A 13,892-nucleotide genomic window follows, 5' to 3' on the forward strand; every position below is an offset into this window, starting at 1 on the left:
AACCAACATCAAAGAAAGGGCCGCCGCGGAATCCGCGGCGGCCCACTCAGCTCTGCGGCATCAGCCGCGCGGCTTCTCCCGCAGCTCCCAGGTCTCGATGACGTCACCGAGCTGGATGTCGTTGAAGTTGCCGAGCGTAATACCGCACTCGAAGCCCTCGCGGACCTCGGTGGCGTCTTCCTTGAAGCGGCGCAGGCCCGCGATGGTGAGGTTGTCGGAGATGACAGCCCCGTCGCGGAGCAGGCGCGCCTTGCTGTTGCGCCGGATGAGCCCGGTGCGGACGATGCAGCCGGCGATGTTGCCGAAGCGCGACGAGCGGAAGACCTCGCGGATCTCCGCCGAGCCGAGCTCGACCTCTTCGTAGATCGGCTTGAGCATGCCCTTGAGCGCGGTCTCGATCTCCTCGATGGCCTGGTAGATGACGGTGTAGTACCGGATCTCCACGCCTTCGCGGTCGGCCAGCTCGCGGATGCGACCCTCGGCCCGCACGTTGAACCCGATGACGATCGCGTCGGACGCGCTCGCCAGGTTGACGTCGTCCTGGGTGACGGCGCCCACGCCCCGGTGGATGATCCGGAGCTGGACCTCGTCGGAGACGACGATCTTGACCAGTGCGTCCTCGAGCGCCTCGACCGAACCCGAACCGTCACCCTTGAGGATGAGGTTGAGCGTGGTCTTCTCGCCCTCCTTGAGCTGGTCGAACAGGTTCTCCAGCGTGACCCGGCCGGTGCGCGAGGCCATCTCGGCCGCGCGGCGGCGAGCCTGCCGCTGCTCGGCGATCTGCCGTGCGGTGCGGTCGTCGTCGGTGGCAAGGAACGTGTCACCGGCGCCGGGCACCGAGGTCAGACCGAGCACCAGGACCGGACGGGCCGGACCGGCGGACGGCACGGGCGTGCCGTTCTCGTCGAGCATCGCCCGGACGCGCCCGTAGGCACGACCGGCGACGATCGAGTCACCGACGTTGAGCGTGCCCTTCTCCACCAGCACGGTGGCGACGGGACCGCGACCACGGTCGAGGTGCGACTCGATCGCGATGCCCTGCGCCGGACCGTCGATCGGCGCGCGCAGGTCGAGCGCGGCGTCGGCGGTGAGCAGCACAGCCTCGAGGAGACCCTCGATGTTGATGCGGCTCTTCGCGGAGATGTCGACGAACATGGTCTCGCCGCCGTACTCCTCGGCGACGAGGCCGTACTGCGTCAACTCCTGGCGGACCTTCGCCGGGTTGGCGTTCTCCTTGTCGATCTTGTTGACCGCGACCACGATCGGCACCTCGGCCGCCTGGGCGTGGTTCAACGCCTCGATCGTCTGAGGCATGACGCCGTCGTCGGCCGCCACCACCAGGACCACGATGTCCGTGGCCTGCGCACCACGGGCACGCATGGCGGTGAACGCCTCGTGGCCCGGGGTGTCGATGAAGGTGATGGCACGGTCGATGCCGTCCTCGCCGTGCGGCACGTGCACCTGGTAGGCACCGATGTGCTGGGTGATGCCACCGGCCTCGCCGGCCACGACGTTGGTGGAGCGGATCGCGTCGAGCAGCTTGGTCTTACCGTGGTCGACGTGACCCATGACGGTCACCACCGGCGGCCGGATGACCAGGCGCTCCTCGTCGACGTCGGCATCGATGTCGATGTCGAAGCGCGCGAGCAGCTCGCGGTCCTCGTCCTCGGGGCTGACGATGCTGACGATGAAGCCCAGGTGCTCGCCGAGCAGCTCCAGGGTCTCGTTGGTGCACGACTGGGTCGCCGTCACCATCTCGCCCAGGTTGAACATCTCCTGGACGAGCGAGCCCGGGTTGGCGTTGATCCGGTCCGCGAAGTCGGACAGCGAGGCACCCTGCGGGAGCCGGATCGTCTGACCCTGACCCCTCGGGGCGCCCGAGCCCATCGTCGGCGCGGACAGGTTGTCGAACTCTTGTCTGCGCTGCTTCTTGGACTTGCGACCACGGGTCGGCCGGCCGCCGGGACGCCCGAAGGCACCCGCCGCACCGCCGCCGCGACCGCGACCACCGGCACCGCCGCCACCGGGACGACCGGCACCGCCGACACCCGCGCCGGGTGCGCCGCCGCCACCGCCGGGACCGCCGCGGTAACCGCCGCCGCCGGCACCAGCACCTGCGCCGCCACCGGGACGGAAGCCGCCACCGGCGCCACCGCCACCGGGACCGCCGCGGAAGCCACCGCCGCCGCCACCGGGACCGCCGCCGGGACGACCGGCACCGCCGGCGCCACCACCGGCACCGCCGCGGAAGCCACCGCCGCCACCGCCGGGACCGCCACCCGGACGACCGGGACGGTCACCGGGGCCACCGGCCGGGCGACCCGGACGCTGGCTCGGCATCTGCGACGGGTTCGGCCGGGGGCCGCCCATCGAGGCGGGGTTGGGCCGCGGAGGCATCGCGGACGGGTTCGGCCGCGGGATTCCGCCCGGCGCCGAGGGGCGCGTGGGAGCGCCGCCGGACACGCCGAACGGGTTGTTGCCCGGGGAACGCGCCGGCGGACGTGCGCCGCCGGGACGTGGCCCCTGGCCAGGACGTGGAGCACCACCGGGGGCCGGCGCGGCACCCGGCTGGGGTGCCGGCGACGCCGCCGGGGTGGGACGCGGGCCTGGCGAAGGTGCGCCACCGCTGGGCGGCGGCGCCGACTCACGCCGGGTGGTCTCCCGCTGGCGGGCCTCCTTGGCGGCCTTCATGGCCGCTTCCTGGTCCGCCTTCAGTGCGGCGGCACGCTGCTCGGCGGCCGCCACCTCGATGTCGTGTGCGCTCGTCGGCTTGACCACGGGCGCCGGGCGCGGCGGACCGGGACGCGGGCCGGGCCCGCCTCCAGTGCCACCGCCCGCGGGCGGCTGTGGCCGCTTCGGGGGCGCGAAGGGCTTGGCTGCCGGGACTGCCGGGTTCGGACGCGGTGCCGAAGGCACGGGCGCTGCCGAAGGAGCCGACGATGCCGGCGCAGGAGGCGCCGAGGGCGCTGGAGCGGACCCTCCGGATTCGAAGCTCGCTCGCAGCCGGCGCGCCACAGGCGCTTCCACCGTGCTGGATGCGGACTTCACGTATTCGCCAAGCTCCTGCAGCTTCGCGAGCACGGTCTTACTCTCGACCCCGAGCTCTTTTGCCAGCTCGTGTACGCGGGCCTTGCCTGCCACTGAACTCCTCACCTCGAGGCCGGGCGGCATAGGTCCGCGCCGACCTCACTCGTGCACTTGAAGCCTGGTCATCTCAGGGACTTCATCGTGTGCTCATGTCCGTCGTCCTACCTTGCGTGTCCGGGTGGGGCGATCACGCGCCCACCATCGGCGGTTCCGATCACTGCGATTGCTCCAATGCCGCCGCCTGAGCGACGGCTTCGGCCAGCGGACCGGTGTCCAGGACTCCGGCGAGGCGCAAGGCTCGCCCGAAGGCGCGCCGACGCTCCGCTAGCGCCAGGCAAGCCGGATCGGGATGCAGGTGCGCTCCCCGGCCCGGCCGTCTGCGGGCCGGATCAGGAACGGCCATGAACTGGTCAGGGCCGGACTCAATCGCGACAAACCGCAGTAATTCGGAGGATGACGCACGCTTCCGGCAACCAACACAGGTGCGGACCGGGGGCGTGCGACGTACCGACAAGAAGTCTACCCTGCGCTTTCGGCTTGTGCCGCGCCCGGTCCCGTGACGTGATCGACGCCAGCGTCCGGAGCGTTGTCCGGCCGGATGTCGATCCGCCACCCGGTGAGCCTCGCGGCGAGCCGCGCGTTCTGGCCCTCACGGCCGATGGCCAGGGAAAGCTGGAAGTCCGGCACGGTCACCCGGGCGGCCCGGTTGCCCGCGTCGACCACCTCGACGTTGAGCGCTTTCGCCGGCGAAAGTGCGTTTCCGACGAACTGGGCCGGGTCGTCGGACCAGTCGATAATGTCGATCTTCTCACCGTGCAGCTCGCTCATGACGGCACGGACCCGCTGGCCCATCGGGCCGATGCAGGCGCCCTTGGCGTTGACCCCGGAGACCGTCGTGCGCACCGCGATCTTGGTGCGGTGGCCGGCCTCACGCGCGATCGCGGCGATCTCGACGGTCCCGTCGGCGATCTCCGGCACCTCGAGCGCGAAGAGCCGCTTCACCAGGTTGGGGTGGGAGCGCGACAGCGTCACCTGCGGCCCGCGGAATCCCTTCACCACGTGCACCACGATGCACTTGATGCGCTGGCCGTGCTCATACCGCTCGCCGGGGACCTGCTCGGCGGCGGGCAGCAGCCCCTCGATCTTGCCGAGGTCGATCGAGACGATGCCCTTCTCGGTCCTGGCGTCGTGCGCCTGGATCACGCCCGTGACCAGGTCACCGTCGCGCCCGACATACTCGCCGAAGTGCGCCTCGTCGGTCGCCTCGCGCAACCGCTGCAGGATGACCTGCTTGGCGGTCATCGCCGCGATCCGGCCGAAGTCGTGCGGGGTGTCCTCATACTCCCGCACGATCGTGCCGTCGTCGTCGAGGTCCTGCGCCAGCACCGACGCAGCCCCGTTCTTGCGGTCGATCTCCACGCGGGCGTGCGGGTTGGCCCCCTCCGTGTGCCGGTACGCGGTCAGCAACGCGGTCTCGATCGCCGCGAGGATGGTCTCGAACGGGATCTCCCGCTCACGCTCCAGCGCGCGGAGCGCCGCCAGGTCGATGTTCACGCCTCGTCCTCCCCTTCCTCGTCGTCGTCATCAAGGTCTTCGTCTTCGTCTTCGTCAAGGTCTTCGGGCAGCTCGGCGAGCCGCTTCATCTCCACCTGCACCCGGCCGGGGCCCAGGTCCGCGAACGCGACCGTCCGCGCGGCGCCCTCCACGTCCAGGGTCACCCCGGTCTCCGTCACCGCCGTCACCCGGCCGGTCACCGGCTTGCCGGCGACGTCGACCAGCACCAGGCGGGTCCGGTTGCGCCGCCAGTGCCGCGGCTCGGTGAGCGGCCGGTCGACCCCGCGGGAGCCGACCTCCAGCTCGTACTCCCCCGCGATGAGCTCGTCGCCGGCCGCCTCGGCCTCGTCGAGCGCGGCCGAGACCGCCCGCGACACCTCGGCGACCGCGTCCAGGTCGACGCCCTTGTCGCTGTCGACCGCGACCCGCAGCAGGTGGCGCCGCCCGACCCGGCTGACGTCGAGGTCCTCCAGGTCGTAGCCGGCTGCGGCCACGACGGGCTCGACGACCTTTCGCAGTCGCTCGCGGTGCGCACCGGCGTCGCGGGCTCCAGCATCCCGCGAACCGCCGGCGCGGCGATCCCGCTGCTGAGCCATGATCGACACCTCTTTCTGCACCGCCCCGACGGGCGCACGGCTTCACGCCGCCTGCGACGGCATGCGCGGGCGGCTCTCCGCAGAGCGTAACGCGCGGTGACCTCCGGCGTTCCGGCGGCGCTCCCACCGTGCTCCCCCGACCGAATGCGGCAGTGGGTCGTGTACACCGAAAAAGCGCCGGATAGTGTTCACTGTGCGCGTGTCCTCCCGCAGAGCCGTCCTCGCCGCCGCCGCGGCGGCAATGACGACCCTCACCGCCTGCGACATTCCGAAGAGTTCCGCGGCCACCTGGCACCCCGCGCCGGACGTGCTGCTGCCGCTGCTCACCCGCGCGGTCGCGCTGCGGGACCGCTACGCCGAGGTGCTCACCGCGTTCCCGGCGCTGCAGGACCGGCTCGGCCCGCTCAAGGACAACCACGCCGCGCACGTCGTCGCGCTCGCCCGCGAGGTCGGCCTCGACGAGCACGGCCCGATGCCGACGGCGAGCACGTCGGCCGGCCCGGTCGTCCAGGACCAGGCGGCGGCGGTCAAGGAGCTCGCCGGCCTGGAGAAGGCCGGCCAGGAGGACGCGACCACCGCCTGCCTGGCCGCCCCGTCCTACCGCGCGGCCCTGCTCGGCTCGATCGCCGCCTGCCGCGCCGCCCACGTGGAGGTGCTCACGTGACCACGCCTGCCGACGAACGGCTCGTGGCGGCGCTGCAGGCCGAGCACGCCGCGATCTACGCCTACGGCGCGGCCGGCGCCAAGCTCGACGGCGGGACCGTCGGCCTGGCCCGCGCCGCCGACGGCGCCCACCGCACCCGCCGGGACGCCCTGGTGGTGCGGCTGTCCGGCGCCGGGGTGACACCGCCGCCGGCGGCACCCGCGTATGCGCTGCCGTTCCCGGTCACCGACCGCGCCTCGGCCCTGAAGCTCCTCGCGCTGGTCGAGGACCGCACGGCCGCGCAATGGCGCCTGGCCCTGCCGCCGACCGCCGGCGAGGTGCGCAAGCTCGCCCTCGACGCGCTCGTCGACTGCGCCGCGCGGGGCGCCGCACTGCGCCAGGTCGCCGGCACGACACCGCTGACCAGCGCGTTCCCTGGAAAGGTCTAGATGCTCGGCACGATCGTCAAGCGGCTCGGGCACAGGCCGTGGTTCGCCGCGGCGGCCCGGCGCCTCGTGCGCCTCGACCGGTGGCTCCAGCGCCGCTCCAAGGGCCGGATCGTGCCGATGAACGCCACCGGCGTCAACACGCTGCTGATCACCACCACCGGCCGCAAGTCCGGGCAGCCCCGCTCCCAGCCGCTGCTGTTCATCCGCGACGGCGACGACTTCGTCGTGATCGGCTCCAACTGGGGCCAGGCGCACCACCCGGCGTGGACGGCCAACCTGCTGGCCGACCCCCGCTGCGCGATCACCTGGAAGAACAAAGAGCTACAAGCCACCGCGGAGTTGGTACAGGATGAGGAACGCGCCCGCCTGTTGGACGCGCTGACGGCCAGCTGGCCCGCGTACAGCACGTACCAGGAACGGGCCGCGGGGCGAGAAATCCGGATATTTCGCCTGCGCGGGATCTGAAACCTCCAGTACTCCCGAAAGCGTGCCATCGCAAGGGCGCAGGACCCCACAGACGTGTCCGCTCCGCGACGATCGTTACATCACGCCACGAGCGTCCGAACGAGAGGAGACCGACATGCGCCGCACCGCTTGGGCCGGTCCGACGATGCAGCCGCGTCGTTAACGACAACCGTCTCGTGAGCCCTGCCGTCCGGGAAGTCCACCACCTTCCCGGACGGGCCAGGTCACTCACACCCCGATGAGCCTTCCGATCAGATATGTGGCCCCGGCCGCTGCCGCCCCGAGCAGTAGCTGCCGGACCCCCGAGGCCCACCAGCGCCGGCGGGTGTACCGGGAGATCAGTGCCCCCGCGACGAACAGCCCCACACTGCCCGCGGCCAGCGCCGGCCACAGGCTCGTCCCGCCGAGCAGGTAGGGCAGCAGGGGCACCAGCGCCCCGATCGAGAAGCACACGAACGACGACCCGGCCGCGACCCAGGGACTGGGCGCGTCGTCCGGGTCGACGCCGAGCTCCTCCTGGGCGTGCACCCGGACCGCCTCATCGATGTCCCGCCCCAGCGTGGAGGCGACCTGCAGCGCCAGGTCCGCCGGCAGCCCGCGGGCCTGCCAGATCCGGGCCAGCTCGGCGGCCTCCTCCTCCGGGAAGTGCGTCAGCTCCCGCCGCTCCTTCGCGACCTCCGCGGCGACCTGCTCGTTCTGCGCGCGGACGCTGGTGAACTCCCCGAGCCCCATCGAGATCGCCCCGGCGACCAGCCCGGCCGTGCCGGTGAGCACGATCGTGCGCGGCGCGATCCCGCCGCCGCCGACCCCGGCGATCAGCGCGATGTTGGTGACGAGCCCGTCCATCGCCCCGAACACCGCCGCCCGCAGCCACCCGCCGGATACGTCCGCATGATGATGCGCGTCCTCAGCGGCCGGGTGGGTCACGGCAGGGTCAGGATCTCGTAGCCGTCCTCGGTCACCACGATGGTGTGCTCGAACTGCGCCGTCCACTTACGGTCCTTGGTGACGACCGTCCAGCCGTCCTTCCAGATGTCGTAGTCGTGCGTGCCGTGCGTGATCATCGGCTCGATCGTGAACGTCATGCCGGGCTCCATGATCGTGGTGAGCCGCGGGTTGTCGTAATGCGGCACGTAGAGCCCCGTGTGGAACACCTCGTTGATGCCGTGCCCGGTGAAGTCCCGCACCACGCCGTAGTGGAAGCGCTTGGCATACGCCTCGATGACCCGGCCGATCGCGTTGAGCGGGCGGCCCGGCGCGACGGCACGGATGCCCCGCATCATCGCCTCGCGGGTCCGCTCGACCAGCAGCCGGTCCTCCTCGGCGACGTCACCGACGCAGAACGTCTGGTTGGTGTCGCCGTGCACCCCGCCGATGAACGCGGTCACGTCGACGTTGAGGATGTCGCCGTCCTCGATCACGGTCGAGTCGGGGATGCCGTGGCAGATCACCTCGTTGAGCGACGTGCAGCACGACTTCGGGAAGCCCTTGTAGCCCAGCGTCGACGGATACGCTCCGTGGTCGCACAGGAACTCGTGCACGACCCGGTCGATCTCGTCGGTCGTCACCCCCGGCTTGGCGTGCTCACCGGCCAGCACGGTCGCCTGCGCCGCGAGCCGGCTCGCGACCCGCATCCGCTCGATGATCTCCGGCGTCTGCACGTCCGACCCGCGATGCTTGCTCGGGGCGCGCTTCCCCACATACTCGGGTCGCGCGATCGAGGCCGGAACCTGACGCCATGGTGTTTGCGTGCCGGGGACTAGCGAAGCGCGGACCGTCATGCCGAAAAGCCTAACGCGCATCAACCAGGCATGGTCTGGGTAACCCCTGGGCATGATCGACGACGACCGCGTCAACAGCCGCGCAGAGGAGCTCCTGCCCGAGGAGCTCGCCGCCGGCAGCGAAGACCCGAAGGCCCAGGCCGAGGCGCTCCTGCAGGACTCCGACGACCGCGAGCACTACCGCGAGTCGACACCTGACCTGCGCATCGACCACCGCACCTCAGACGAGGCCGCCGCCACCGGCGAGTAGCTTCTCCAGCGCCACCTGGCTGACCTGGCGATAGTGGCCGCCCTCAAGATGACTCTGGACCACCACCCGCCCAACGGCGGTGTTTTCGACCCGCCAGTATTCGGGGATGCCGGCGTCCGCATAGACCTTCGACTTGAGGAGCCTGTCCTCGTCGACAGACCCCGGCGAGACGACCTCGATGATCAGGTCGAAGAGGTCCGGCGACTGCAACACATCAGTGGTCACCGCCTCGCCTTGCCTGAGGACGGCGATGTCCGGGATGCGGTAGCTGCGCTGGTCAATCTGGATGCCGATGGTGGTGTATACCTTGCGACCAAGCCCGCGAAGGTAGATAGCCAGCTCAAGCTGGACCTCCTGGCGCTCCGGATTCGCCGGCGGCACGACCCGAATCACTCCCTCGTGCAATTCCAACCGGTATTGATCGGTTTCGGGCAGCGCAAGCACATCGTCGACCGTGAAGAGTCCATCAGGGAGATGAATCCCGGGAATCGCGATGTCCATGTCGATCACCCTCATTGCACGAGCGTAGCGGACTTATGGCCGTATGGCTACAGAGGATTTGTGGGCGCGGGCGGCTTCGATGAAGGCGGCGAAGACCCTGAAGTCGGTGGTGTCCTCGGGGTGCCACTGGACGCCGAGGGCGAAGGACTTCGAGGCGTCCTCGACGACCTCGATGAGGTTGTCGTCGGGGCACCAGCCGGTCGGGGTCAGCGTGCCGGGGTCGGCGCAGCCCTGGTGGTGGAACGAGTTGACCATGACCGAGTCGCCGAGGATCTTCGCGGCGAGGGTGCCGCCGGTCAGCACGACCGGGTGCTCGCCGAACTTCGGGCCGCTGACCGGGCGGTGGTCGTTGTGGCCGAGGACGTCGGGCAGGTGCTGGTGGAGGCGGCCGCCGTAGGCGACGCACATCAGCTGCATGCCCCGGCAGATGCCCAGCAGCGGCAGGTCGGCGGCGAGGGCGGCGCGCATGAGCAGCAGCTCGGCGGTGTCGCGCTCGGGTTTGACCTTCGTGGTGGCGTGGGGTGGCTCGCCGTACAGGTCGGGGTTCACGTCGGAGCCGCCGGTGAACATGATCCCGTCGAGCCCGTCCAGGACGTCGATGTCGGGGTCGTCGGGGGTCACGAGGACCGCCCGGCCGCCGGAGGCGTGCACCGCGTGCACGTAGGACAGCGGAAGCACGGCCGAGAAGGTGTCGTTGAGCCCGAAGCGGGTCTCCTCGGCGTAGGTGGTCAGGCCGATCACCGGTCGCGACATGTCATCAACCTAATCCCACGGGTGCGAGGTTGTGCAGGATCTCCAGGGCACGATCCCTGGCGGCCGCCGGCTCCAGCGTGATCAGCGGGTCCCAGTTGAGGTCGTAGAAGATCTCGGTGACGCCCTGCGTGGCAAGCCACGCCGTGCCTTCGCGGATCTGCTCGAAGGTGCCTGACAGCGGCGGCCGGCCGTCGGCGTCGAGTTCGAGGTCCGTGAGCTTGAGCACACCCCGGCAGACGACCCGCGGCGAAGCGCGACCGGAGGACGCGGCGCCCTCCTGTACCAGGGCGACATCCGAGGAAATGTCGGACAGGTTGGTCGCAGAGCGGCTGACCCACCCGTCGCCGATCTCCCCGGCGCGGCGGATCGCGGCGGGGACGGCGCCACCCAGCAGGATCGGCACGCCGGGGCGCTGGACCGGGCGGGGCTCCATGCGGCTGGGCGGCACGGTGTAGAACTCGCCGTCGAACGCGCTGACGCCGTCGGCCCACAGCGCCCGCAGCACGGCGACGTATTCGCGGGTGCGGGCGACCCGCCGTTCGGCCACGGCGCCGGTCGCGGCGTACTCGACCGGGGACCAGCCGACGCCGAGCCCGAGGTCGACCCGGCCGCCGCTGAGCACGTCGAGGGTGGAGACCTGCTTGGCCAGGACCGCCGGTGACACGAACGGCAGGTTGACCACCGCCACGCCGAGGCGGATGCGGCTGGTGCGGGCGGCGGCGAAGGTCAGCGCGACGAGCGGGTCGAGCACGCTGCGATAGACCGGGTCGACCGCCTGGTCCTCGCCGACGAGCAGCCGCTGGAAGGTCCACAAGGAGTCGTAGTCGAGCCGCTCCGCCTCGACGGCGACCTCGGCGAGGAGGTCGGGTGTGGCCCATGACCCTGACACCGGCAGTCCGAAACCGACGCGCATGTGCTTAACCTACCCAGTTTCCAGCTCCGTAGGCTTCGCCCAGCGGTTCCGTGGGGGGCTGCGCCACCCCACACCCCCATGCTCGCTTCGCTCCCACTCAAGCTATTGCCCGCACCAACGCGGCGAACGGGCGGACGTCCGAAGCCTCCTCGGGATGCCACTGGACGCCGAGGACGAAGCGGCGGGCCGGGTCCTCGACGGCCTCGATGACGTCGTCGTCGGCCCAGCCGGTGACGGTCAGCGAACCCGGGTCGTCGACGGCCTGGTGATGGTACGAGTTGACGTCCGCCACCTCGCCGAAGATCGCCGCGGCCCGGGAGCCGGGTGCGAAGCGGGCCGGGTGCGCGCCGTAGACGCCTGGGCTCGGCTGGTGCCGCTCGTTGCCCAGGACGTCGGGCAGGTGCTGGGTGAGCGTGCCGCCGCAGGCGACGGCGAGCAGTTCCATGCCGCGGCAGACGCCCAGCACCGGCAGGTCGGCGTCCAGCGCGGCGGCGAGCACCGCCAGCTCGCCGCTGTCGCGGTCCGGCCGGGTCTTCGTCGTCGGGTGGGCCGGCGCGCCGTAGTGCGCCGGCTCGATGTCGGCGCCGCCGGCCAGGACCAGGCCGTCCAGGCGGCGGATCAGGTCGGCGGCGCCGTCCGCCGACGGGGGCAGGACGACCGGCCGGGCGCCGGCCTCCTGCACCAACCGGGCGTAGCCCTCGGGGATCAGGACCGCCCGGGTGTCCCACACGCCCCAGCGGGCGGGTTCGACGTAGGCGGTGATGCCGACCAACGGGATCACAGCGGCGTCACGTAGGCGCCGGTGATGCCGCCGTCGACGAGGAACGTGGAGGCGGTGATGAAGGACGCGTCGTCGCTGGCGAGGAACGCGACCGCGCCGGCGATCTCCTCGGGGGTGCCGAAGCGGCCCATCGGCACGTGCACCAGGCGCCGCGCGGCCCGCTCGGGGTCCTTGGCGAAGAGCTCCATGAGCAGCGGGGTGGCGATCGGGCCGGGGCACAGCGCGTTGACCCGGATGCCCTCGCGGGCGAACTGCACGCCGAGCTCGCGGGTCATGGACAGCACGGCGCCCTTGCTCGCGGTGTACGCGATCTGCGAGGTGGCCGCGCCCAGCAGCGCGACGAAGCTGGCGGTGTTGATGATCGAGCCCTTGCCCTGGGCGCGCATGTGCGGGATGGCGTACTTGCAGCAGAAGTAGACGCTGGTCGTGTTGACCTTCAGCACCCGCTCCCAGGCCTCCAGGCCGGTGTCGAGGATCGAGTCGTCGTCGGGCGGGGAGATGCCGGCGTTGTTGAAGGCGATGTCGAGCCGGCCGTACCGCTCGGCGACGCCGTCGAACAGGGCCTTGACGGCCTCCTCGTCGGCGACGTCGGTGGCGACGAACTCGCCGCCCACCTCGTCGGCGGCGGCCTTGCCCGCCTCGGGATTGAGGTCCACGACGACGACCTTGGCGCCCTCGGACGCGAACCGGCGCGCCGTGGCGAGTCCGATGCCGCTGCCGGCGCCGGTGATGACCGCGACCCGGTCCTGGAGACGAGCCTGCACTTAAACCTCCGTGCTGAAGAAGACGTTCTTGACTTCGCTGAACGCGGCGAGCGCGTCCGGTCCGAGCTCACGGCCGAGGCCGGACTGCTTCACGCCGCCGAAGGGCGTCCAGTACCGCACCGAGGAGTTGGAGTTGACGCTGAGGTTGCCGGCCTCGACGCCCCGCGCGACGCGGATGCCGCGGCCGAGGTCGCCGGTCCAGATGGAGCCGGACAGGCCGTATTCGGTGTCGTTGGCGAGGCGGATCGCGTCGGCCTCGTCGTCGAAGCGCAGCACCGACAGGACGGGGCCGAAGATCTCCTCGCGCCAGTGCCGGTCCTCGGTGGACTCCGCGGCCAGGACGGTGGGGGCCATCCAGTAGCCGGGGCCGCCGGGAGCGGTGCCCTCGATGACCGCCTTGTCCACATAGGACTTGACCGATGCCAGCTGGCCCGCGGAGATCAGCGGCCCCATCTGCGCGGTTTCGAGGGACGGATCCTCGCAGCGGAACGCTTGCACCGACTGCTCCAGCAGCGCCATGAACTCGTCGTAGACGCTGGCCTGGACCAGCAGGCGGGACCGCGCGCAGCAGTCCTGGCCGGCGTTGTCGAAGACGGCGCCCGGCGCGCCCGCGGCGGCCTTGGCCAGGTCGGCGTCGGCGAAGACGATGTTGGCGCTCTTGCCGCCGAGCTCGAGGGTCACCCGCTTCACCTGCTGGGCGCAGCCGGCCATGATGCGCTTGCCGACGTCGGTGGAGCCGGTGAAGCAGACCTTCCGCACGAGGGGGTGGGTGACGAACCGTTCGCCGACGACGGAGCCCTTGCCCGGCAGTACCGTGAAGACACCCTCGGGCAGGCCGGCTTCGAGCGCCAGCTCACCCAGGCGGATGGCCGTGAGCGGGGTCAGCTCGGCGGGCTTGAGGACCACGGTGTTGCCCGCGGCCAGGGCCGGCGCGAAGCCCCAGCCGGCGATCGGCATCGGGAAGTTCCACGGCACGATGACGGCGACGACGCCGAGCGGCTCGTAGAACGTGACGTCCATGCCGCCCGCGACGGGGATCTGCCGCCCGCTGAGCCGCTCCGGCGCCCCGGCGTAGTAGTTGAGCACGTCGCGGACGTTGCCGGCCTCCCAGCGGGCGTTGCCGATGGTGTGCCCGGAGTTGCGGACCTCCAGCTGGGCGAGCTCCTCGTTGTGCTCGTCGACCAGTGCGGCGAAGCGGCGCAGCAGCCGGGCCCGGTCGCCGGGCGACACGGCCCGCCAGGTCTGGAACGCTTCGTGCGCCCGCGCGATCGCGGCGTCGGTCTCCTCCACGCTGGTGGAGGGCACCGTGGCGACGATCTCCTCGGTCACCGGCGAAATGACGTCATGCATCGTGG

At 71.3% G+C, this 13,892-nt stretch carries 16 protein-coding genes; 4 read left to right on the plus strand and 12 right to left on the minus strand.

Going from position 1 to position 13,892, the window contains the following annotated elements; all coding sequences use genetic code 11:
• Positions 1-60: 60 nt before the first annotated feature.
• The 4 genes from infB to rimP all read right to left on the minus strand — a co-directional run bounded on the left by infB (position 61) and on the right by rimP (position 5,237).
• Positions 61-3,141, minus strand: coding sequence for a translation initiation factor IF-2 (gene infB / locus AB0K00_RS20335; RefSeq protein ID WP_363522831.1), 3,081 nt, complete (start codon positions 3,139-3,141; stop codon positions 61-63).
• 160 nt (positions 3,142-3,301) lie between these two features.
• Entirely contained in the window at positions 3,302-3,601 is a 300-nt protein-coding gene (locus AB0K00_RS20340) for a YlxR family protein (protein WP_363522833.1), read from the minus strand.
• A gap of 5 nt (positions 3,602-3,606) precedes the next feature.
• Entirely contained in the window at positions 3,607-4,641 is a 1,035-nt protein-coding gene (gene nusA / locus AB0K00_RS20345; protein ID WP_363522835.1) for a transcription termination factor NusA, read from the minus strand.
• Positions 4,638-5,237: a ribosome maturation factor RimP gene (gene rimP / locus AB0K00_RS20350; protein ID WP_363522836.1), complete on the minus strand. Its 600-nt coding sequence runs from the start codon at positions 5,235-5,237 to the stop codon at positions 4,638-4,640. The genes nusA and rimP overlap by 4 nt, the downstream gene beginning before the upstream one ends.
• Before the next feature lie 199 nt (positions 5,238-5,436).
• Between rimP and AB0K00_RS20355 the strand changes: the two genes are divergently transcribed.
• The 3 genes from AB0K00_RS20355 to AB0K00_RS20365 are packed head-to-tail and all read left to right on the plus strand — an operon-like array spanning position 5,437 to position 6,794.
• Entirely contained in the window at positions 5,437-5,901 is a 465-nt protein-coding gene (locus AB0K00_RS20355; protein WP_363522839.1) for a hypothetical protein, read from the plus strand.
• Positions 5,898-6,329 carry a DUF4439 domain-containing protein gene (locus tag AB0K00_RS20360; protein ID WP_363522841.1) on the plus strand — a complete coding sequence of 144 codons (432 nt, stop codon included), beginning with the start codon at positions 5,898-5,900 and terminating at the stop codon, positions 6,327-6,329. The genes AB0K00_RS20355 and AB0K00_RS20360 overlap by 4 nt, the downstream gene beginning before the upstream one ends.
• Positions 6,330-6,794, plus strand: coding sequence for a nitroreductase/quinone reductase family protein (locus AB0K00_RS20365; RefSeq protein ID WP_363522843.1), 465 nt, complete (start codon positions 6,330-6,332; stop codon positions 6,792-6,794).
• A gap of 228 nt (positions 6,795-7,022) precedes the next feature.
• Here AB0K00_RS20365 and AB0K00_RS20370 read toward each other — a convergent pair whose 3' ends face one another.
• Both AB0K00_RS20370 and map read right to left on the minus strand, forming a co-directional pair.
• Positions 7,023-7,721: a VIT1/CCC1 transporter family protein gene (locus AB0K00_RS20370; protein ID WP_363522844.1), complete on the minus strand. Its 699-nt coding sequence runs from the start codon at positions 7,719-7,721 to the stop codon at positions 7,023-7,025.
• Entirely contained in the window at positions 7,718-8,575 is an 858-nt protein-coding gene (map, locus tag AB0K00_RS20375; protein WP_363522845.1) for a type I methionyl aminopeptidase, read from the minus strand. The genes AB0K00_RS20370 and map overlap by 4 nt, the downstream gene beginning before the upstream one ends.
• Before the next feature lie 52 nt (positions 8,576-8,627).
• Here map and AB0K00_RS20380 point away from each other — a divergent pair, with 52 nt between their 5' ends.
• Positions 8,628-8,825 carry a hypothetical protein gene (locus tag AB0K00_RS20380; protein WP_363522846.1) on the plus strand — a complete coding sequence of 66 codons (198 nt, stop codon included), beginning with the start codon at positions 8,628-8,630 and terminating at the stop codon, positions 8,823-8,825.
• On the opposite strand, the gene AB0K00_RS20385 is transcribed toward AB0K00_RS20380, so the two are convergent.
• The 6 genes from AB0K00_RS20385 to AB0K00_RS20410 form a co-directional block, all read right to left on the minus strand.
• Positions 8,796-9,341 (minus strand): Uma2 family endonuclease, encoded by a 546-nt coding sequence (locus AB0K00_RS20385; protein WP_363522848.1) that lies wholly within the window; start codon positions 9,339-9,341, stop codon positions 8,796-8,798. The two genes, AB0K00_RS20380 and AB0K00_RS20385, sit on opposite strands and share 30 nt — an antisense overlap.
• Positions 9,342-9,359: 18 nt before the next feature.
• Positions 9,360-10,079, minus strand: coding sequence for a gamma-glutamyl-gamma-aminobutyrate hydrolase family protein (locus tag AB0K00_RS20390; RefSeq protein WP_363522850.1), 720 nt, complete (start codon positions 10,077-10,079; stop codon positions 9,360-9,362).
• A gap of 4 nt (positions 10,080-10,083) precedes the next feature.
• Positions 10,084-10,992, minus strand: a complete 909-nt coding sequence (locus AB0K00_RS20395; RefSeq protein WP_363522851.1) for a TIGR03619 family F420-dependent LLM class oxidoreductase — start codon at positions 10,990-10,992, stop codon at positions 10,084-10,086.
• 97 nt (positions 10,993-11,089) lie between these two features.
• Positions 11,090-11,773, minus strand: coding sequence for a gamma-glutamyl-gamma-aminobutyrate hydrolase family protein (locus AB0K00_RS20400; RefSeq protein WP_363522853.1), 684 nt, complete (start codon positions 11,771-11,773; stop codon positions 11,090-11,092).
• On the minus strand, positions 11,770-12,537 hold the full coding sequence (locus AB0K00_RS20405) for a 3-oxoacyl-ACP reductase (protein WP_363522854.1): 768 nt from the start codon (positions 12,535-12,537) through the stop codon (positions 11,770-11,772). The genes AB0K00_RS20400 and AB0K00_RS20405 overlap by 4 nt, the downstream gene beginning before the upstream one ends.
• Entirely contained in the window at positions 12,538-13,887 is a 1,350-nt protein-coding gene (locus AB0K00_RS20410; protein WP_363522856.1) for an aldehyde dehydrogenase family protein, read from the minus strand.
• Positions 13,888-13,892 lie beyond the last annotated feature (5 nt).

This window comes from Dactylosporangium sp. NPDC049525 (assembly GCF_040676755.1).
In the GTDB taxonomy this organism is placed as follows: Bacteria; Actinomycetota; Actinomycetes; order Mycobacteriales; family Micromonosporaceae; genus Dactylosporangium.